The following is a 20,175-nucleotide window of genomic DNA, read 5'->3' on the forward strand; positions in this document are numbered from 1 at the left end:
GATTTGACTGAATCGTGTACGTCTACCTAAATTGTATAGGGGGAACGCACCCGCTCCCATGAAGGAAATATAGATTATCTTCGAATATTTATAGTTCTGTATTCGTTTGGAGATACGCCGCAGTATTTCTTGAATAGCGTGGAGAAGTATGCAGCATCGTTGTATCCGACCATCTCCGCAATCTCATACGTCTTTAGCTCCATATTTAACAGCAACTTCTTGGCTTCTCCCATTCGCACCTCGGTTAAGTATTCGATGATGCTTGTCCCCGTCTTCTTCTTGAACATGACGCTTAAATAAGCCGGATTCATGTAGATGTATTCCGAGATTGAAGTTAGGTTGATATTCTCGTTGTAATGTTCCCTGATATATTTCATGACTTGTTTGGACGTACAATTCTCGATTAACCCCTTCTTGCTGTCTGAGCTGATGGCCTTAAGCACGTTTAACAGCGGGTTCATTCTTGCGTAGAAGGAGTCTGCCGTTTCCATGATTCCGATCTCCACTCCGAGCTCGTACTCGCGGTCACCCAGCTCTTTCACAAAGTGTCTCAGCAAAGAATGGAACAGCACTCGCACTTCTTGTTCCAGTACCTCCAAGGAATCAATGCTCAGCTCCGCAGCCTTGAGCGCTTCATACCATTCTTTGAGCTGCTCGATGGCGGTATCCGCATGATCGAGATCAAACAGTTCTGCCAACTGATCCATATGCGGTTTCATTGAATGGTTCTTGAATCGGCTGACATGCGAGTGGAATTCAATAATAGGCTGGTCAGAGATGAGCCGGTACTTCAGAACCCGTATGGCTTGCCCGTAACCGATAGACAAGCGATATAAATCTTGCTTCTCGGAAATTCCGATAGAGACGGATAGCTTTAAAAGCTCTCTGCTCTTCAATGCAATCCGATTGCATATCGCATACAAGTCTTCTTCATCCGCAATGCCCGCATGGAGCACTATGAGCACTTCATGCTCGTCATAATAACACGGCATGTAACCGGTCAATTCTTCTACAATATTGTGCAAGGCGAATTTCATAAGCGTCCAACCGCTTTTGCCATAGTTATGCTTCTTTTCCGGCTTTTCTTCGAGCTGCACGGCAATGACCGAATAGCTGCTTGCTTGCAGCTGAAGCCCGATCGTCTCCGCCTCAGCAAGGCGTGCTTCAATCTGCTGAGCCTTCTCCAGCTGGATGAACGTTCTCAGGAACTCGTGCCGAATGAGAGCCTGATTCTGATTGAGAATCCCCTTCAGCTTCACTTCTTCAACCATCTTCGTCTGCATTGCAGTGAACTCGGCCTCAATCTTGCTTAGAAGCTCATAGAGATCCTGGAACATTACAGGCTTCAGCAAATAATCTTTACAGTTAAGCTTCAGTGCTCGTTTCGCATATTCGAAATCATCGTACCCGCTCAAGATGATGGAACGTATATCGAGATTCAATCGCTGGACTTCCTCCAACAGCTGCAATCCGTCCATTCTCGGCATTCGAATGTCCGTAATGATCAGATCAACGCCGACGTGGGATAGCTGCTCTAACGCATCCTCTCCGTTACCGGCAATGGCAACGACAGAAGAACCATTCAAGCCCATTCGTCCGATCATCTTCATAAGCCCGTCGCGAAGAAGCTCTTCATCCTCGACAATCATGATTCTCATGCGCCGATCCTCCCCGGGATTTCAATATAGAACCACGTGCCCATGCCTAGCTTGCTTTGCAGAACAAATTGAAAATCGCCTTCATAAGAGAGAGCGATGCGATTATAAACATTTTGCAGGCCGATTCCCCCCGGCTGTGTTTCGTACTCCTTCAATCGTTCCATGGTCTTGTCAACAGCCTGCTGGTCCATGCCAACTCCGGAATCTTTGATAGAAATACACAGCCTGCTCTCGCCCTCTGGTGCCTCTTTCGCTCCGACATGGATAAGGACTTGTCCTTCCTTTCCTTTCGGAACGATGCCATGAATGATGGCATTCTCTACTATGGGCTGAATCAATAAGCGAATCATTAACCAGTGATTGACGCTCTCGTCGATGTGCAGGTCGAATTGAATCAATGGAAATCGATATTGCATGATACGTATGTACGTCCGGATATAATCGCATTCTTGCCTTACCTCTACCCACTCCTCCTGGCTGCCGATGGAATAACGCAGCAGCTTTCCGAGCAAGGCGGACATGTCCGAAATTTTATAATTCTCGTCAAGCTCTGCCTGCATGGTGATTGAACTTAACGTGTTATAGAGAAAATGCGGGTTAATCTGCGATTGCAGCGCTTCGATCTCCGACCGCTTGCGCCTGCGTTCCGTCTCCGTCACCGTCTCGATCAGGTCATGAATTCTTCTTACCATCTGATTGAAGCTGCTCGTGATCATGCCGATTTCGTCTCTGCGCTTGAAGCTGATCGTGTCGATGATGAAGTTCGTCTTCGACGCCTGCTGCATCACCCTGCTAAGGTTCCACAGCGGCCTGGTAACTCGGTAGCTTAGCAGATAAACGATTGCCATCGTCAATAAGATGAATACAATATTGGCCAGCAAGATCCATTTGCGAAGGTAATCCACCTTTTGGAATAGCACATCCTCGGGCAGCGTGCCGACGAGCCTCCAGCCTGTTAAGCTCGAATCGTAGCTGACGTGAAAATTCTGATCTTGCCGGTCCCAGTTCATTTTCTCCTCGGTCCATTTGCCATTCAAATCAAAAATAACGTGGTCCTTCTGATCCAGAATGAACAAATCTCCGTGCTGCAGAAAGTTCTCATTATCCGTTTGCGTAAGGAAATTTAGCTGGAACACAAGCTGAATCGTCGCCGTGATATGGAAGGTATTCGGATTAATAATCGTTCTCGTCACCGAGAATACCGTTTCGCCGTTCTTAAGCTTTACAGGGGGCCAGATAAGGCTTCCCCCATTGTACGCGCGGGTTTTATTAATCCACTCCTTGTTAATATCCACATAGTCCTTGCCCAAATGAAAGCGGTTACCACTTAGGTCAACGAAATTGACCGCATAGATGTTGTCATCCATTTCTCTTAACATGGACAGCCAGCCATTGATTTGCACCTGCTCATCAAAGGAATAGCCGTATAAACCGTGCGTATTAAAGCGATGCTTCTCAAAAATGTTCATCAGCGTGCTGTCGTATGCCGGATTCTTGGTAATCCCTTTGACAAGCTGAACATAGCTATCCATCGTTCGCCCCGAGTTTTCCGTGATCCCTTTCAGCCATGTAACCGCGTCGTCTTGCATTTGTGTCTTTATCGTGGAGAAGGTAAGGAAATTAAGAAGTACCGACGGCAGCAGCACGGTCAAGAGGATAACCAGCATTAATCGGTGTTGAAAGGAAAGTGGTTTACGGATCATCGACTCAGCCCAATCTATGTGGATTGAAAATCCGGCCTTGCTAGCATTACGACAATTATAGAGGGTGGCGCGAGTTCATGTATAGCCTATTACGCTCAAAAAAAAACCACGTCTGAACAATCAGACGCGGCTTTGTGTGGAAGTGCATATTTTAGAATCCATCCATTAGATAGGAAGTGCGCTTGGAAATTCTACGTCTTAACATCTCGATTGCTTCGGATTCCGCTCTTAGCTTGCCGGAGTTAACGAGCACATCGATACTCCAGTTACCGATGAGCAGAGCCGTCAGCGCGCCGATCTCGCATTCTATCGAAGGCAGACCGCCAGCTTCGTTGTCCATTCTCTCAAGTCTGGCTGCTCCATCTGCCGCAATCTCCAATCGGAACGCTCCATCATTCCATGATGCATGCGGGTCATGCAGCTTGAGCAGCAGTGACTCCTCGCGCGAGTGCGGATTCATCGGGTAATTGGCCATGAAGCCGGCCACATCCACGATACGAGACATGAAGAATGGGAGAATCTCTTGTTTGAATCTAGGATCTGGCAGGTGTAAATGCAGAGTGTCGTCCATCGGCGCGGTCATCGTCAGCTTATCGATCATGGAATCGTGATTACCTACGAAGCTCCATAATGCCAGTCTGGCTGTATCCGTGAGTTCTACCCACTCATGTACAGTCATTGTGCGGCCCGCGATCTGATAGATGACATAGCCTTCCGCCTCTCCATTCTCGCCATAATAGATGGCGGCATGGCCAGGCTTGGTCATGATCAAGCGATTCCACCAGCCCTCGTCCCGAATCAGAGTCCCATTATAGCGGGCTGCATATTGCTCATACATCGCGCTGAACAGCTCCATCTGTTTCGGTACGAGCTTGACACTCCCAGGAACATCCACGCGAGGAGGCAAATACTCCTTCTGGATGGTATACGCTTTGCGGTCCATGGACAACTCGTAGCCGTACTTCCGATAGAAAGAGAAGGAGAACGGGGCGAGCATGCTCACCGTTTGACCATCCGCCTTCATCTTCTCCAGCGAATAACCCATCAGCTTGGAAACGCCGCCCTGTCGCCTCGCATCCGGCCAAGAGGCTACGCAGCCAATGCCGCCCATCGCGAAAGCTTTCCCTTGAATCCAAACCTGTAGCGAATTGATAGCTAACATCGAGAGCAAGCGGCCATCTTCATCGACAACGCCATATTCCGCGCCTGGCTGGTAGGCTTCGCGCTCCTTGTCGAGACGATCTGCAGAAAGCTGTTGTTGAAATGCATACTGAAATAATTCCATACGTTGCTCGAAATGCTCAAGTGTCAGCGGTTGGATCTTTGTCACAAATATCCCGTCCTTCTTATGCGAATGTATGTCGGTATGACGTACTCATTACGAATAGAGAAACTGCACCATTAACTGCTTCCATATGCAACCGTCATTTTCCTGCAATTAGGCTATCCGCTGACGCATCTCTCATAAATACGACGATTTCGTTCGTCAAGTATTCATACGCAGCTACCCACTCGTTAGCAATCAGGAGCTCGCTTAACGCCTCATCGCTTATTAACCCCATCCGATTGCGAGCAATCAATTGATGCAGGGCTAGCTTATCCCAACCCATACAATCTCTTGTCACGATTCCAAGTCTTTGGCACCGATTCTTTTTCTGCTCCTCTTCTCCATCGTGCCCGTCGTCTTGCAGACTGAGGAAGTGCATGAGCAATTCATCCAGAAGAGCCATGCTGGACTCGCTTATTGACCGCTCTCTCAGCTCCAGAATTTTATCCGATATGTCCAGAATAGCTTTGTCATGCTCACTCAACTTGCCGGGGATGAACGGTTTGACGGTCGAAGCCGAAATTTCCCATCTGCTCTTTCTCCCCTTACTCCTGCGCTTCCCTTGCAAGGTGCCCGCCGCCAACCACTGATAAATAATCCGCTTATCTTTATTAAGCATAATCGCGACTTCTTCCACAGTAAACACTAGCTCATGGGTCATTTTCATACGCCTCCTAAGCTATGAAACTATCAATTAGTCTCATAGCTATTCTTCGACAGAGGAAGATATGACGTAAAAATTAAAAAGCCCGCGAATTTCATTCTCGCGGACTCTCTTATTACAAGCAGGTTGATCAGATGACTTCTTTTCTCTTATACAAATATACGTATAGAATAAGTCCAGTTATTGCGCATAATGCCGCACATAATCCAATAAAACCGTAGCCAGCTTGAAGCCCGCGAAGCAGGCTTGTGGGTGAATCTTTGCCGACGATGCGTTTGACGGTCTCTGTGACTCCTCCAATCAGATAATTGCCAATTACGCTGCCTAGTCCCATCAATGTTACGGTGAACGTGATCGCCATATCGCTGCCTTTGGGATATCTCTTCGCGATAAACGCCATCACCGTCGGATAGATCATCGCAATGCCCGTTCCCGAAACCGCGAACAGGAATGCGACTTGTTCTCCCCCGAGGATAGCAGCAAATGTACAACATGCCGAGAACCCCGAGAAGATAATGAGTGAGAGAACAAAGCCAATTCGATCGGTCAATGGACCAAGGAGCAGCCGAGCAAGCGCGAAGCACAGGAAGAACACAGATAACATTCCGGAAGCAGTAATGGTATCCCACTCGTACGCTTTCTCTAGGAAATTAACAAGCCAGCCTCCGACTGCTAGTTCAGATACGACCCCAAACGTGAGCACCAGCACCATTAGCCATAGTACACGGTCTCTTAGCAAATCCTTGAATGAAGTTCGGTCCTCGAGCGAGATGTCATCCCCGGGGAAGGTGCTCTTCATCGCAATCACAATCGGAATAATCGACAACAGGAGCATCACCAGATACATGCCGCGCCAATCAAGCAGGTGACCTGCGATTGTTACCTGCATCAGTCCAGTTGCAACAAGCGGCGCAACCGTTGAGCTTAGCCCGTAGAAACCATGCGTCATATTCATCATCATGCCCGTGTTCTTCACGAAAATCCGAGCGCTAAGAATAGCTAGACCGATCTCCAGCATTCCGTTGCCAATGTACATGAGGAAGTACGAAGCCGAGAATAACGCGTAATAATGCGAGAAATAGATGAGGATACCGGATACCGCCATCGAAGCGAACGCAGCAACCGTCACCCACTTGATTCCCCATAACTTGGTCAAATACGCGGTAAAAGAACAGGCGATCAAGTAACCCAACGCATTTAAAGATAACAAAGTCCCCAGCTGAGACTCGCTAAGCCGAAAATCGAATTGAATACGCGGGATTGCCGGGCCTTTAATATTTTCCGAGAATCCGAAGATGACGAAGCCGATAAAGATGGTTACCAGCTGCATGGCATAAATCTTGTTGAACTTGCCTTTACTCTTCTTCACTCACACATACTCCTAAATGAATGACATACTTTCTCTATGCTGCCTGCATTTGATAGGTACGGCATGAAGTATAAAGTTTAATAGAATTGAAGTCAATTCGAATTAGGAAGATAGAGACGGATTCGCGAGGCAAGCGAGTTAACGAAAAAAGCCGCGATTTTCGCGGCTTTTTCCTAAACGTCCGTATTCCGTTTTTTGCTTATGCTTGTTAACTCGAAATCCTCTTTGGAAATTCCCATGTCCAAGGCCAACTTCTTCTTTATCACCATTGCTTGCTGTAAGCTGGTGGCTCGGTATTCAAACGAGGTACCGGATGGATCTTCGAAGGTATAGTAGCATTTTTGATTCGACAAGAACGATTCACCTCTCTTTGCAGAACGTAATCAGAATCATTATGTCCCTGATTAAAGTTTATAAACTATATCTTACTTTTTTACAATTGATAATCGACTGTACAATACAGGCTCTCTCGCGCAATTTATAATCAACTCATAACTTGAAAGCAAGGAGTGAACAAGCATGTTGATGAGAATGACAGCGCAAGAAAGTAACGCTAGTATGCTGCTATACCTTGGTGTTTTAGCCAAACAAACGGATGGCTCAACCAACAAATCCGACGCACCGAAGAGAAAATGTTCGAAAAACCGTGCAAGCTGCAAGCTTGATCACAAGTCGTAATTATACTCATCTCATCTAAATATCCTTCATATCTATATAACTTTTATACAATAAAAAAAGGGTGAAGAAAACAATAGAGACCCTTTCGAAGGGTCTCTATTGTTATCCGATATCTAGCACACTTTCGGTCATAAAGTTACTCCGTCTTTAAAGATGGCAATTTCTTTATAGCCGTTATTCTCATTATGAGTTCGTGACTCTCCCGAGGCGATCGCAAGCATGAATTCCCACAGCTCGTTCGTCATTCCTTCCATGGACGTTCCCTCTAGGAGTATGCCGGCATTAAAGTCGATCCAGTTCTTTTTACGCTCGGCCAGCTCGGTGTTCGTAGAAATTTTCACCGTTGGTACCGGACCTCCGAAGGGTGTTCCTCTGCCTGTGGTGAAAAAGACGATATGCGCTCCCGCTGCGGTAAGTGCCGTTACAGAAACCAAATCGTTGCCTGGCGCTTCCAACAAATTGAGGCCCGTCTTCGTAGCCCTTTCCCCGTATGGCAATACGTCAGAGACAAGAGCGTGCCCTCCCTTTTGCGTGCATCCCAATGACTTTTCTTCCAACGTGCTGATGCCCCCCGACTTGTTGCCAGGGGATGGATTCTCGTAAACCGGCTGGTTATGCCTTATAAAGTATTGCTTAAAATCATTAACGAGCCTTACCGTTCTCTCGAAAATATCTTCATTAAGCGCACGATTCATTAGAATGGTCTCGGCTCCGAACATCTCGGGAACCTCCGTCAGGAGCGCAGTACCTCCTGCTGAGATAAGCCGGTCTGAAACAGCCCCAACCAACGGGTTCGCCGTAATGCCGGATAAACCGTCTGACCCCCCGCATTTCAAGCCGATCCTGAGCTTGGATATGGGAAGAGGCTTTCTCGTAAAGGTGCTCGCATAATCGACCAACTCACCGATAAGCATTAACCCATCCGCTAACTCATCCTCCGTATCTTGCGATTTCAAGAACTTGATTCTGCTCGAATCATGGTCGCCAATGGCAAGCTTAAACGATTCGATCTGATTGTTCTCGCAGCCCAAGCCGACTACCAATACACCGGCAGCATTGGGGTGATGAACGAGCGAAGCCAGCAGCTTCTGAGTATGCTGAAGATCATCTCCCAGCTGGGAGCAACCGAATGGATGCGCAAAGTGATAGATGCCGTCAACTTGGTTACCGTACTCCGTTTGACCGCTGCGTGCCAGTATTTCGCATGTCTTATTGATGCATCCGACCGTATTAATAATCCATATTTCGTTACGAATACCGACTTCCCCATTCGGCCTCTCGTACCCCATAAAAGTACGGATAGAATCCTTGGATTCGGATTCTACGAATGCGGTCTCTGTTAATCGTTCGCTCTGGTTAATCGGCTCATAACGATAATCGATTATCCCGTCTAGTCCAGTCTTCAGGTTATGGGTATGAATCCAAGCTCCTGGCCCAATATCGACGACAGCCTGTCCTATGGAATAGCCGAACTTGCGAACATGGTCTCCTGAGCATATAGGTGTAGTCGCAATTTTGTGACCTCGCGTTACTTCTTCTGTCAGGGTAAGCGAAGTTCCATCCTCCAGCGTTAGCTTCTCGCCAGCTGCTATCGTATCAAGCGCAACAATAACTTGATCGTCTGGTGACAACCGAACCCAGGGCTTTACCATCCGCTTCCGTCACCCCACTTTGACCATTCTGTGCATACCGCTTCTTGAAGTCCCGGCCATGCGGATAAATCATATCCCCAGATTTCTACCTGACTCAGCAGCTGACCTACGACATCTTCCAATGTGCTTCCTTGTTCCCAGATATCTGCTAGCTTATTCAAAGCTTGAATATCGTCGCGTACGAGATACGTTCGACCATGGAGATCCCTTCCTTCGAATCCCTCCTCCGTACGACGAACAGCATAATATCTTAAGAGTGCCGCCAACCCCAAAGCTAGTCTTCCAGGCTGCTTCTGCCCTAGTAATGCATAATGTTTCATAGAAGGGAGCAAGCGTACTTTGAACTTGGTCAAACTATTCATTGTGATATCTGCCAGGCGATGACGGATGAATGGATTGTTAAAACGTTCAAACACCGTATCCGCATATGCATTCATGTCTTCCGGAGGATAAGGCAGAGCGGCGATGATCTCTGATCTTACCATCAGCTGTATTTCCTGCCCCCAATCGGGGTGCTGCATCATCTCCCTAACGTGATCGATGCCATGAAGAATGCCGATGGACGCCATCCAGGTGTGGGAAGCATTCAGTATCCTCACCTTCCGCTGCTGGAAGGGTCGAAGGTCATTCGTCCAATGAACATTAAGCCCTGCTCTCTTAAGCGGCAGTTGGTCATCTAGCTCCTCTTCCCCTTCAATGGCCCATAGGTGGTATGGTTCCGCAACCGTCAACATGCTGTCCGTATAGCCCCACTCGGAGAACCATGCCTGCGCTTGATCTTCCTCCGGATAACCAGTGACGATCCGGTCAACCAACGAGTTCAAGAAACGATTACTCTCCTGCAGCCAGATTAGAAATTCGTCCGGGAAGCCCCAGTCCTGGCTATATTGAACGACAATGTCCCGTAACGCATCGCCGTTTCTTTCTAAAAGCTCACAAGGCAGGAAAATGATGCCCTTATCCTGAGCTCCTCCGAATGCAAGATAGCGGCGATACAGCAAATAAGCGATTTTTCCCGGGAAGGAGGCAATTGGGCCATCCGTAAGAGGCTCGGGAGTATAAGCGATACCTGCCTCCGTCGTATTCGAGATGACGAATCGCAGCGAGTCGCTTGTTGCTAGCGAGGTTAAACGGTTCCATTCCTCATAAGGATCGAACACTTCAGTAAATACAGAGATAATGGATGCTCGATCAACGACCTGGCCGTCCTCTAGTCCCCGTATGACTAACGTATAAATTCCATCTTGTGCCGCCAAAGCCTGTATTTTAGCCCTTCCAGATCGTCTCGGCTGGACGACAGCAACACCTCCGTCGAACTCGCCTTGCTCTCTGCTGACTTGAAGCATCCAGTCTACAAAACCCCTTAGAAAATTCCCTTCCCCGATTTGCAATACGGTAATTGGTGTTTCTTTCACGTCCTTCATCATCGATAAAACTCCTTTGCAAGCCTCTATATGCTCTCATTTTACATCTCTAAATGCAGAATGAAATATCGTATATTTGCTATTTTGTTCCGAGTTTTGATATCACAGAATCATTTCAAAAAAAGCCTTTCAGTCCTTAATGAAATGGACCAAAAGGCTTTTAGGCTTTTTCACGCTTTTATTGTGCAAAAGTCACTCTATTCATGATAAAGCCCAGCTCTGCTTCGTCGTACGGATTGTCTCTCCGGTCTTCGCTGCGTGGTGGAGCATGAGCCCCAAATAATGATCCTGACAAGCTTCCGCCAAACCGTAAAAGCCGTGCTCATCCGTGCCATTGGCGTAGCCGTCCATCCGCTCGAGGCAAGCCGCGACGGCAATTTCATCATCGGACAAACGGCCAGGGGCAAACGGATTCACGTAAGCGTACTCTGAACCGCACAGAATGCCCTTCAGGTGGAAGCCTTCCAGATTGCCGTCCTTGCCTGCTTCCAGACGATAGAGGTCGGCTTCAAGCGGCGTCTGATGATCCTGGAGCCAGCGAACTGTCATGCCTTCGATCTCGCCTCGCTCTCCTCGAACAAGTACACGGGACGAACGAATCCAGGAGAAGTACTGTTCGCCGGTAAAGTCGTATACGCCTACTTTTCCGCCGAAATCAAGCGTAGCAATCGTCTGTGAGTTCTTGACGATCCGCTCAGCATTCGGAGGACCGCCGCGACCTGGGCCTTCCACAATCGGCGATTCGAACGCTACCGCCCGGATAACCGCATCCTCGAAGCCTAGGCCCATATAACGGCGCATCAGCGCCAAGCCGTGATAATCATGCGCCGAGGACACCTGCGCCGAAGAAACTTCACCCAATTTGCCGGATGCGACGACGGCAAGTCTCGCCGCATGATTAGGCTGGAACGGATATTGCTCGGCAACCTGAATACGCGCTTCTCGCCCAACCGCCGCGTACAACTCGGACATGCCTTCCAGTGTTTCAGCTGGCGGCGTCTCGCACAGAACCGGCATGCCGGCGTCCGCAAGCGTACGGACGATGCCCGGCGCGACCGTTCTAGGCACGCTGACGACAACAAATGATGGCGCAGCAGCAAGCAATTCATTGATATCGCGATATGTCGCAACACCCCAGACCTGCTCGAGCTCCTTTCCTTTGGCCGGGTCGCGGACGACAAGACCCGCGACCTGGAACCGCTCCGGAAGAGCTGCCGCGATCCGAAGGAAGAACTCCGCTCGCCAGCCGCCTCCGACAATGCCGAACCGCACTATGCTCATAGGAACCTCCCGTTACGGCCGCCGCCGGTTCCGGAATACGGAATGCCGGCTACCCAATCGCTTGGCTGTTCCGGTTGTTTGAATTCGTCTACAGGGAACGGAATCCGGCAGCCTGTGCGGGCGGAAAGATACGAGCCTTCAACGATCTCAAGCGCGGCGAGGGAGCTGTCCACGAGCGCGTAATCGGTCGTGCCCTCGTCCATTTGCTTAGCCAGATTCTCCAGGTGCCTGCGGTGGCCGATGACCGGGAACTCCTCCGGCACGATGTTTGCTCCGGCTGGATGTTCCGCGTTAACGATCCAATAGCCGTTCTCCCAACCCCAGAACTCGATGAGGCCCTTCGTCCCGACGATCCGGAACAGCGTGTCTTTCCCTTCGCGATTGACGAGAATATCGTCTCCGGTCATCATCACGACGCGGATGCCGCTAACCGTCTGTGCGTAGGTGACAGCTGCTGTCTCGACCTGCATGCCGTCGCGATACGTTCTTGTGCTTGTATCCGCTTGCCCCATCACATAGGCCATCTGCTCGTTGCCGGTCAGCTTGACGAAGAAGTTGAGCCAATGAATACCGGCATTGATAATGTCCCACTTGTCATTTTGAATCTCGACGAGCTTCAGCTCCCCGATTTCTCCGCGCTGCACGCGTTCAATAATTTCAAGCGGTGTTGCTTTAGCCAGCATCCCGTGCGGTACTGCGACCGGAAGCCCTTTACTCTTGATCGCATCCAGCAAGCGGCGGCCCGATTCGACGGTATGGCCGAGCGGCTTCTCTACAAGAATGCCTTTGATCGGCGACTCCAGCGCCGACAGTGTCACTTCTTCATGGGACGGAGGGAACGTGCTCACGCACACGACGTCCGTCGGACATTGCTCGAACATTTCCTCATGGCTCGTAAATGTCAGGATACCCGGAAATTGCTCCTTCAGCTGCTCGCATACCTCCGGCCGCAAATCCGCGACCGCCTTTAATTCGTAACGCTCCGATAGTGCGAGGGCGTTCAAGCTGAGCTTGCCGCCATGCCCACCGCCGACTACCGATGCCGAATAAGTTTTCATCCGGAATTTCTCCCTTCGCATTGGCGAGGCCGTCCTCGCCATCCTTTATTTGAATGTTGCTTCCAAATACTTGCCGTTCGCCGCCGTCGCGCCGTCCGGGTCTATCTCCGCTTCGGCGGATTCTTCCTCGACCATAATCCAGCCCTTATATCCGCCATCATCCAGAAGGCGCACAAGCCCCGGATGGTCAATCGCGCCTTGCCCCATCGTTCTCCAAGCCCCGTCCGCGGACAAGTCCTTGAAGTGAACATGCCGGATGATCGGCAGCGTCTCGCGGATGATCTCCGTCGGATTCATGCCGCCTTTGGCAATATGGCCCGAGTCGGGGCAATAGCCAAGGTAGCGGTCGTCCATCCCATCGAACAGCACCTTGTAATCCTCCGCATTGCGAAACACCGAGCCAGCCGGCGAGTTGGGATGATAAGAGGTGATAATCCCCGCGTCATGCGACCGACGGGCAACCTCGTTCGCGCAGGAAAGCGCAGAACGCTGCCTACCCTGCAACTCCGACCGGTCAAGCCCTGGCAGTTGGACGAGTACGAGCTTTGCCTCCGGGAAATGCCCCAAATAATGAATCAACCTGTCGGCTTCCTTACGCTCCTCGCCAGATTCGGCGCCTCCCAGCCAAGGAAGGGCAAGCGTAAGCGCCGCAAGCTTCAGCCCCCGAATCTCCAGCGCTTCGCGCAGCAGCGACGGGTCTTCATAGTAAGAACCAAGCATGCATGTTTCGGCTTCGACGCCAGCGAAACCTGCGTCTGCAATTACATCAAGAATGCCGGTAAGCCTGTCGCGGTAGCGTTCGTAAGACATTTGCCAAGTGTACGTCTGGCATCCAAACGGAATCGTCATAGACCTGCCTCCTTCGCTTTAGCCCGCAGGAATGGAATCGCATCCTTGCCCCACGCTTCGACCTGCGCGTTGAAGCAGAAGTCGACGCACCACCACTCGTGGTCCAACAGCAGCTTTCGATTCTCCGAGAAGAACGAGGAGAAATCGATGTGTCCCGCCCCGAATTCCGCATGCGTGCTTGTTTCGTCATCATGCAGCGTACCGTCCGAGTCTATGAGATGGACGTGGTTCACATGCCCTTTCAATAAAGCGGCATATTCGTTCACGCCAGGTATCGTCTCCTTCGGCTCTTCTTGCCTTGCGCCAACCACGCCGCTCATGTACGCATGGCTCGTGTCAAACAATACTCCGAATGCCTGATGGCCAACCTCGCGGACCGCGCGAAGCACTTCGGACGGCTTATTCAACCAGAAGCCCGGCTCAAATTCCCACGAGACGCGAAGACCGGCGTCAGCTGCTATTTCCGCAGCCCCATGCCATGTTTCCGTAAGCCGTCCGAATCGGTCGGCATATTCAGCCTGGCTAAGCGGACCCGGAGGCGATACGGTATCGACTCGGATAATGGATGTCTCCAAATCCTTCGCAAACGAGGCATACCGCTTGAACAGTTCCAGATATGCAGCCGGGCTTATCACGCCGGGAGGAACAATACGGAAATCCGGTGCATACGCCGACACGCCAAGCCCTCTGCTGCGAATGCCGTCGATCAGGCTTTTGCGCTTGGCAGGCGTGTCGTAAGCTTCTGGAACGGGATGAGGCAGAAAGCCGTTAATTTCTACCCCGTCGTATCCCGCATTCGCCGCGTATTCGAGCACTTGCTCGAACGACCACGGGTTTTTCTCGAAAGGACCAAAAGCAAACGCCCAAGATCCGATGGATATTTTCATGGCTGTTGCCTCCTTGCGTGTTTAAACAGAAATTCGAGCGTACGATGGTTGAATGCATCCAAGCTGTCCCAGTGATGGGTATGACCGCTTCCCGGAAACACCTCGAGCTCCGCTTGCTTGATCTCGGCCGCAATCTCTCTTGCCAGCGACGGAGGAGTGAAGATGTCTCGTTCTCCGACCGTAATCAGGACAGGAGCGTGAATTGTGCCGAGCCGTCCTGTCGCGTCGTGGGAGAGACAGGCGTCACACTGTGCCCAGAACGCATGGGCAGGCATCATGGAATCCGAATCTCTGTCCGCCGCATGAATGGCTTCGTCCAGCTTGGCCCGGTGCTTCTCGTGGTAACTCGGCGTATAAATGAATAGATGCAGTAGACGCTGAAATTCTCCCGCCGCAAGCTTGCCGTAGCTGTCCCTGAACGTCCGGAATATCCGGCTGGTATATTCATCTACCCGCATCCAGGGACAATTGAGCGTCAGCGACTGAATTCTCTCTGGCGCCGCAAGCGCGAGCTCCTGGGCGATAATGCCGCCCATGGATATGCCGGACACATGCGCGGTATCGAGACCCAGCGCGTCCATCAAACCAAGCGTATCGGCTGCCATCTGCTTCGCGGAATACGGTCCTTCCGGCTTGGAGGAGCCGCCGGCTCCCCGGTTGTCGACGAGGATGCAGCGAAAATGCTGCTCGTAGGCTTGCACATGCTCTTTCCATACCGAACCGGGAGCCCCAAGGCCCATGAGGAGCACCAGCGGTTCCCCTTGCCCTCGCTCTTCATAGTGAATGTCAATTCCATTCCTTCTAACCGTAGGCATCTGTTCCCCTCCTCAAGCTTCAGAAGCCAGCTGGCTCTGAATAAAGGCCAGACCTAGGCGAGCTGGATCGTCAGAATGTTCGGACAGTTTACGCCACAGATGCAGGCGGGGGACAAGACCTGGCACGTCAAGACCAAACGCCTCGATTGTAAGCCACCCGTCGTAGTCCATATCGCGCAATGCCCGGAAGATCTCAGGAGGGATCGCTTGCCCGCTGCCCGGAACGCCACGGTGGTTTTCGGACAGGTGCACGTGCAAGATGTGGTCCTTCGCTGCCCGCCATGCATCAGCAGTGTTCGATTCCTCAATGTTGCCATGATGCGTATCTGCCAAGAGCCCAACATTGGGCAGACCAACCTCGCGAACGAACCTGGCGCCGTCCGCAAGCGTATTGACGACGTACATTTCGAACCGGTTTAGCGGTTCAAGCGCAAGCTTCACGCCTTTCGTTCTGGCATAAATGCCTGCTTGTTGAAGCGTATCTACCGCTCCATCCCATTCTTCCTTGCTAGGCCCTTGACCGCTGAAACGTCCGAGACCTTGGAAGAGCGGCCCGCATAGCAGTTCGCCGCCGAGGGCAGCGATATTATCAATGGCCCGCTTCAGCGCTTCAAGAGCCGCCTCCCTCTTCGCCGGATCGAGACTTGCCGGATCGGCTGAAGCTGCGTCAAGGGCGGAAATGCCCGTAACGCCAAGTCCCAGATCGGAGAGCATGGCGGCGAACTCGGCGGTATCCTCGTGAGACAAGCCGTCTACGGGAATCTCGACTCCATCGAAGCCCCAATCCCGAATGCGGGAGAGCAGCTCTCCGTGTGTCCACGGATTCGGAGCGTCCGTCCAAAGCAGCAGGTTGATACCGATTTTCATGATCCGATCACTCCCATGGTTTCAGAATGATTTTGCCGCTTTGCTGGGAAGCGGATTTCTCGAATGCCTCCTGGATGCGGCTCATCGGATACGTGTGCGTGACAAGCAAGTCGACCAGAGGTGAAGTGCGGATCATCTGCAGAATCGCCGGGAACTCCTTCAAGTTGTAATGCCAGGAGCCAATTAGGCGGATTCCCTTGCGTAGCATGTCGTTGCTGATTCGGATCGGCGTTTCTCCGCCTTCCCCTACGAAAGCTACTGCTCCTTTTCGTTTCACCGCGTCGATTTGAAGACGGTGCGCGGCCGGTGCGCCAGAGCAGTCAAGGCCGTAGTCATTTCCTTTTCCTCCCGTGAACGCTTTGATTCGTTCCACAACGTCCGAGTCTCTCGGATCGAGCACGAGGTCCGCTCCGAGCTTGCGTGCCATCTCAACCCGGTATTCGTTCATTTCGACTGCGATGACTTTCGCCCCTCGGTATTTCGCCGACGCGATAGCGCCGAGGCCAACCGGTCCGAGGCCGGTGATGAGCACCGTGGAGAACGCGTCAACACCCATCAAGCTGAAGGCTCCGTGGGATGGGCCAAGAGCGCAGCACGCCAGCGCCGCTTTCTCGTACGAAACATCGTCCGGAACAACCGGCAGAATCCACGAAGGCTTGGCAATATATTGCGCCATCGTTGGTTCGCCGTGAGGCAAGCCGTGCTCGCAATGGATGTAATCGCCAGCTACGCAAAGCTCGCATTTCCCGCACGGATATTGCGGCATGACCACAACGCGGTCGCCGACCTTAACGACGCTGCCCGGCGCTGTCTCAACAACTTCGCCTGCCGCTTCGTGTCCGAGGCAATCGTTATGGCTGCCGTCCAAGAAAGCTTTGTATTCCGCGCACATCGGCGCGGCGTGTATTTTAACGAGCGCCCAACCGTCGCGCAGCTCGGGCTTCTCTTTTTCTACCAGTTCCGCTTGTCTTACTCCGGTAATCGCCGCTGCTTTCATAAGCCACTCTCCTTGTTTTCATTGCTAGATTCATAGCCAAGCGACCATGCCATTCCGTTAAAAGCCATTCTGCGGAACGATTCGACCTCGAAATCCTCTTGATGTCCGAGCGTCGTCGCGAATACTCTTCCGCCATTGTCTCGTGTTCTCGTCCAGGCAACCGGATGGATGAACGGGGTTTGATCATCATACGACCAGCCGTTGTTCTCCGGACGAACCGTCGAGCCGTTCAATAACACCTGAACGTTACCAACCGGATAAGGAAGTGTGTGGTACAGCCAGGAACGAGATTCAAACCGAGATGATACGCCTTCCAAGGCGGGATGCCCTTCGGCCCCCCATGCAAGGGATACGGTCGTCGAAGATGAGTGGCCAAAATGGCGAATCCACGGGGCACCCATTGTCTCCATGCCAAAGCGATTGTTCCACTCTTCCAGCGGATGGTCCTTCGGATAATTGAAAGCATGTGTCGTTGTACGGAAAGCCACGATCGGCTTGCCTGAATCCAGGAACGCTTGAATATGTCGAAGCTGCCCTTCAGGCAGAGTCAGAAACCTTACGTAGAACACGGCCAAATCGGCATCGGCAAGCAAATCGAGCCCGGGTATATTATTGATCTCCTTGCCCCCGAGCACGGCGCGAATCACGGTTGTCTCCGCTCCATAGCGTTCCTCCGCCTCCGCTGCAAGAGAAGTGAGTGTCGTTTCCGACTCGTACTCATCTTCGCCCGCGATGAATAGGATACGACGGCCAAACAGCGCGCCGGCGGTACTGTTCATCTTCTAATCAACTCCCGTTTCTTTGTCATGCTCCTTCATGCGCTCACCTGTCTGTACGGCGCGGAAACTGCCCGGCGTCAGCCCGGTGACTTTCTTGAAGGAACGGTTAAACGATACGATATTGGTAAATCCCGTTCGAATTGCGATATCCATGACAGCGTCTCTCGTGTCTATGAGAAGCGTCTTCGCATAAGCGATCCGCAGCTCCAGCACGACATCCATCAGTCTCTCTCCAAAATGGTCCTTGTACAGCTTGCTCAGATATTTCGCATTCAAATGAAACGCATCGCTAAGCAAATCAAGGGACATGTCGGGATTGCGGAAATTGGCTTGCACGTATTGGCGCACTTCCTGCAGCAGGCCGGTATGATTCTTCTTGTCCTGTGCCTGCTCCACTTGCTTCCGAAACGTTCCGAGCACTTCTTTGAAGCGCCCGAGAATACCCGTAAGCGTCTCTTCCCGGTCAAAGGCGTCGGAGAGCGGCTTCAGCCCCTCTTCCTGCCATACCGACCGGAAGTCCTCGGACATCTCGCAGATCGCTCGGTCGAGATTAAAGATCAAATAGTTTAATAGGCTTCTCACTTCATCTTGCGGGAGATTGTCCTCGCGGATTCGCTGTTCCAGATGCTCCAGCCGGGCTTCCCAGCCCTCTTCCCCCGAGCGATATTCGCTCACGAGATACTGGATAACTTGCAAATGCCGGAATAAATCATGCTTCACCTTCGCCAAAGCCGGCTCGTATAAGAGCACGGTTCCGCCTCCGCGCAGCATTTTCGCAGACAGTGCGGCTTTTGCCTCCCGGTAGGACATCGGAATGTCCGCTATTCTAGCGGCGAACACGCCAAGACCGGCCGTCACCGAGCAGCGCAGATACGCGGCGATCCAATTCAATATGCCATCCGCGGCTTCTCGGACGATGAGATCTTGTTCGCGTTGTTCGCCGAAGAGCAGGACAGTGGCGAATCGATTCTCCGTCATCCACTCTCCGATCGCAGGAATTCCCCGCTCCTCCCAGGATTCCATCACCGCGCATTGCACCGCGTATTTCAATAGCATTTGATCCTTCTTGCCAAAGCTCCTCACGAAGCCGGAGTAATTGTCGAGCTCGAACACCACAACCCGAGCTCCGCCGAATTCGGGCGAGAGCTTATAGGCGCGCATCTCCTCCGACCATTCCGCCTCCCCGATCAATCCTTCTTCCTCCAAGAGCTCGTAAGTGAAATGCTGCTTGCGGAGATGCAGCGTCTCTTGCTGCCTCTTCTGCAGCACATTATTGTTCTGGAGCACGCTGGAAATAGCTGCTTCGATGACGGAGAACTCATCCTTGCGCCCGGTATCCGTTTCTTCCGTCCGTAAGGCCGGCAAGGATCGGATCCGCGCTATCATCGATTCCAGCGGAGCGTAGTTTTTGCGTGTAATAATAACGATAAAAATAAGTCCCAAGGCCGCGATCACATAACCCAGCACCATCCAAACGCCGAACAATTGCGAGACGACAGACACCAGCCGCTCGTTGGGAAGACCACCGGAGAACGTCCACCCTGTCTGTTCCGATACGCTGCTGGACAACGGCTCTTTATGGCCACCCGCAGCTTCGCCAAGCGAGAGCACCGTCTTGCCGGTAGCGCTCCGAACCTCGAGGTAGCTGTTCTTCTGATTAAACGCCTGATCGACATTGTCGCGCAGGGCGTTCAGGCTTAGATTGGCGACAACAATGCTCGGCTTTCCCATCGACAGAAACACATTCTTGGCAACCGTCACGACATTTCTCTGCTGAGAGAAATCCGTATAGCTCCTTGGGTCAGACCACAGCAGCGCAGACCTGCCTTGCTCCAGCTTCTTGGAATAATCCCGATCAGGAAAATTGTCAAAGTTGTAGATAAAGTTTTCCGTAAATATGGTGCCGTCCTGCATGCGAACCAAATACATGGAATCAACCAGCGGGTTTTGGCGCTTGAAGTTTTCCATTTCCTTCTTCATTTGCATTTGCAGTAGAACGTTATCGAGGCCTTTATCGCTGAGAAAGCGGCTCAGGACCTGGTTATTGAGGGCGAAATCGGTCAGTGCGTTGTCGATTGATTCCATCGAGTAATCTACTCTGTCCATGATTGTCCGTGTCAGCTCCTGATTGGCTCTGACAGTGTCTTTTCGCGATTGGACGCTCAGC

16 protein-coding genes are annotated in these 20,175 nt (G+C 51.5%); all 16 read right to left on the reverse strand.

Going from position 1 to position 20,175, the window contains the following annotated elements; genetic code table 11:
• Nucleotides 1-74: 74 nt before the first annotated feature.
• Nucleotides 75-1,658, reverse strand: a complete 1,584-nt coding sequence (locus AC0YNX_RS23505) for a response regulator transcription factor (protein WP_475818146.1) — start codon at nt 1,656-1,658, stop codon at nt 75-77.
• Nucleotides 1,655-3,325, reverse strand: a complete 1,671-nt coding sequence (locus tag AC0YNX_RS23510) for a sensor histidine kinase (protein WP_475818147.1) — start codon at nt 3,323-3,325, stop codon at nt 1,655-1,657. The genes AC0YNX_RS23505 and AC0YNX_RS23510 overlap by 4 nt, the downstream gene beginning before the upstream one ends.
• A 187-nt stretch (nt 3,326-3,512) precedes the next feature.
• A complete protein-coding gene (locus AC0YNX_RS23515; protein ID WP_475818148.1) occupies nt 3,513-4,691 on the reverse strand; it encodes a GNAT family N-acetyltransferase in 1,179 nt (392 codons plus the stop codon).
• Nucleotides 4,692-4,785: 94 nt separating this feature from the next.
• Nucleotides 4,786-5,349 (reverse strand): hypothetical protein, encoded by a 564-nt coding sequence (locus AC0YNX_RS23520; RefSeq protein ID WP_475818149.1) that lies wholly within the window; start codon nt 5,347-5,349, stop codon nt 4,786-4,788.
• A gap of 133 nt (nt 5,350-5,482) precedes the next feature.
• Nucleotides 5,483-6,682: an MFS transporter gene (locus tag AC0YNX_RS23525; RefSeq protein ID WP_475818251.1), complete on the reverse strand. Its 1,200-nt coding sequence runs from the start codon at nt 6,680-6,682 to the stop codon at nt 5,483-5,485.
• A gap of 845 nt (nt 6,683-7,527) precedes the next feature.
• Complete coding sequence (locus AC0YNX_RS23530) at nt 7,528-9,051, reverse strand: UxaA family hydrolase (RefSeq protein WP_475818150.1); 1,524 nt, start codon at nt 9,049-9,051, stop codon at nt 7,528-7,530.
• On the reverse strand, nt 9,045-10,478 hold the full coding sequence (locus AC0YNX_RS23535; RefSeq protein WP_475818151.1) for a tagaturonate reductase: 1,434 nt from the start codon (nt 10,476-10,478) through the stop codon (nt 9,045-9,047). Before AC0YNX_RS23535 ends, AC0YNX_RS23530 begins: the two co-directional genes overlap by 7 nt.
• Nucleotides 10,479-10,676: 198 nt before the next feature.
• Nucleotides 10,677-11,756 carry a Gfo/Idh/MocA family protein gene (locus AC0YNX_RS23540; protein ID WP_475818152.1) on the reverse strand — a complete coding sequence of 360 codons (1,080 nt, stop codon included), beginning with the start codon at nt 11,754-11,756 and terminating at the stop codon, nt 10,677-10,679.
• The gene (locus tag AC0YNX_RS23545; RefSeq protein ID WP_475818153.1) at nt 11,753-12,814 is read right to left on the reverse strand and encodes a Gfo/Idh/MocA family protein; all 1,062 of its coding nucleotides are present in this window, start codon (nt 12,812-12,814) and stop codon (nt 11,753-11,755) included. Before AC0YNX_RS23545 ends, AC0YNX_RS23540 begins: the two co-directional genes overlap by 4 nt.
• 45 nt (nt 12,815-12,859) lie before the next feature.
• Nucleotides 12,860-13,663, reverse strand: a complete 804-nt coding sequence (locus tag AC0YNX_RS23550; RefSeq protein ID WP_475818154.1) for a sugar phosphate isomerase/epimerase family protein — start codon at nt 13,661-13,663, stop codon at nt 12,860-12,862.
• A complete protein-coding gene (locus AC0YNX_RS23555) occupies nt 13,660-14,550 on the reverse strand; it encodes a sugar phosphate isomerase/epimerase family protein (RefSeq protein ID WP_475818155.1) in 891 nt (296 codons plus the stop codon). The genes AC0YNX_RS23550 and AC0YNX_RS23555 overlap by 4 nt, the downstream gene beginning before the upstream one ends.
• Complete coding sequence (locus AC0YNX_RS23560) at nt 14,547-15,365, reverse strand: alpha/beta fold hydrolase (RefSeq protein WP_475818156.1); 819 nt, start codon at nt 15,363-15,365, stop codon at nt 14,547-14,549. Before AC0YNX_RS23560 ends, AC0YNX_RS23555 begins: the two co-directional genes overlap by 4 nt.
• A gap of 12 nt (nt 15,366-15,377) precedes the next feature.
• Nucleotides 15,378-16,232, reverse strand: coding sequence for a sugar phosphate isomerase/epimerase family protein (locus AC0YNX_RS23565; protein WP_475818157.1), 855 nt, complete (start codon nt 16,230-16,232; stop codon nt 15,378-15,380).
• Between the two features lie 7 nt (nt 16,233-16,239).
• Nucleotides 16,240-17,229 (reverse strand): zinc-dependent alcohol dehydrogenase, encoded by a 990-nt coding sequence (locus tag AC0YNX_RS23570; RefSeq protein ID WP_475818158.1) that lies wholly within the window; start codon nt 17,227-17,229, stop codon nt 16,240-16,242.
• Nucleotides 17,226-18,008, reverse strand: coding sequence for a ThuA domain-containing protein (locus AC0YNX_RS23575; RefSeq protein ID WP_475818159.1), 783 nt, complete (start codon nt 18,006-18,008; stop codon nt 17,226-17,228). The genes AC0YNX_RS23570 and AC0YNX_RS23575 overlap by 4 nt, the downstream gene beginning before the upstream one ends.
• A 3-nt stretch (nt 18,009-18,011) precedes the next feature.
• The gene (locus AC0YNX_RS23580) at nt 18,012-20,114 is read right to left on the reverse strand and encodes a helix-turn-helix domain-containing protein (protein ID WP_475818160.1); all 2,103 of its coding nucleotides are present in this window, start codon (nt 20,112-20,114) and stop codon (nt 18,012-18,014) included.
• Nucleotides 20,115-20,175: the final 61 nt, after the last annotated feature.

The organism is Paenibacillus sp. J31R98, from assembly GCF_056269245.1.

What these genes read in the sequence shown, in the direction of transcription:
- AC0YNX_RS23505 (WP_475818146.1), bottom strand. Translation starts at nt 1,658, where the DNA reads ATGAGAATCATGATTGTCGAGGATGAAGAGCTTCTTCGCGACGGGCTT.
- AC0YNX_RS23510 (WP_475818147.1), bottom strand. Translation starts at nt 3,325, where the DNA reads ATGCTGGTTATCCTCTTGACCGTGCTGCTGCCGTCGGTACTTCTTAAT.
- AC0YNX_RS23520 (WP_475818149.1), bottom strand. Translation starts at nt 5,349, where the DNA reads ATGACCCATGAGCTAGTGTTTACTGTGGAAGAAGTCGCGATTATGCTT.
- AC0YNX_RS23525 (WP_475818251.1), bottom strand. Translation starts at nt 6,682, where the DNA reads ATGCAGCTGGTAACCATCTTTATCGGCTTCGTCATCTTCGGATTCTCG.
- AC0YNX_RS23530 (WP_475818150.1), bottom strand. Translation starts at nt 9,051, where the DNA reads ATGGTAAAGCCCTGGGTTCGGTTGTCACCAGACGATCAAGTTATTGTT.
- AC0YNX_RS23535 (WP_475818151.1), bottom strand. Translation starts at nt 10,478, where the DNA reads ATGATGAAGGACGTGAAAGAAACACCAATTACCGTATTGCAAATCGGG.
- AC0YNX_RS23540 (WP_475818152.1), bottom strand. Translation starts at nt 11,756, where the DNA reads ATGAGCATAGTGCGGTTCGGCATTGTCGGAGGCGGCTGGCGAGCGGAG.
- AC0YNX_RS23545 (WP_475818153.1), bottom strand. Translation starts at nt 12,814, where the DNA reads ATGAAAACTTATTCGGCATCGGTAGTCGGCGGTGGGCATGGCGGCAAG.
- AC0YNX_RS23550 (WP_475818154.1), bottom strand. Translation starts at nt 13,663, where the DNA reads ATGACGATTCCGTTTGGATGCCAGACGTACACTTGGCAAATGTCTTAC.
- AC0YNX_RS23555 (WP_475818155.1), bottom strand. Translation starts at nt 14,550, where the DNA reads ATGAAAATATCCATCGGATCTTGGGCGTTTGCTTTTGGTCCTTTCGAG.
- AC0YNX_RS23560 (WP_475818156.1), bottom strand. Translation starts at nt 15,365, where the DNA reads ATGCCTACGGTTAGAAGGAATGGAATTGACATTCACTATGAAGAGCGA.
- AC0YNX_RS23565 (WP_475818157.1), bottom strand. Translation starts at nt 16,232, where the DNA reads ATGAAAATCGGTATCAACCTGCTGCTTTGGACGGACGCTCCGAATCCG.
- AC0YNX_RS23570 (WP_475818158.1), bottom strand. Translation starts at nt 17,229, where the DNA reads ATGAAAGCAGCGGCGATTACCGGAGTAAGACAAGCGGAACTGGTAGAA.
- AC0YNX_RS23575 (WP_475818159.1), bottom strand. Translation starts at nt 18,008, where the DNA reads ATGAACAGTACCGCCGGCGCGCTGTTTGGCCGTCGTATCCTATTCATC.
- AC0YNX_RS23580 (WP_475818160.1), bottom strand. Translation starts at nt 20,114, where the DNA reads ATGGACAGAGTAGATTACTCGATGGAATCAATCGACAACGCACTGACC.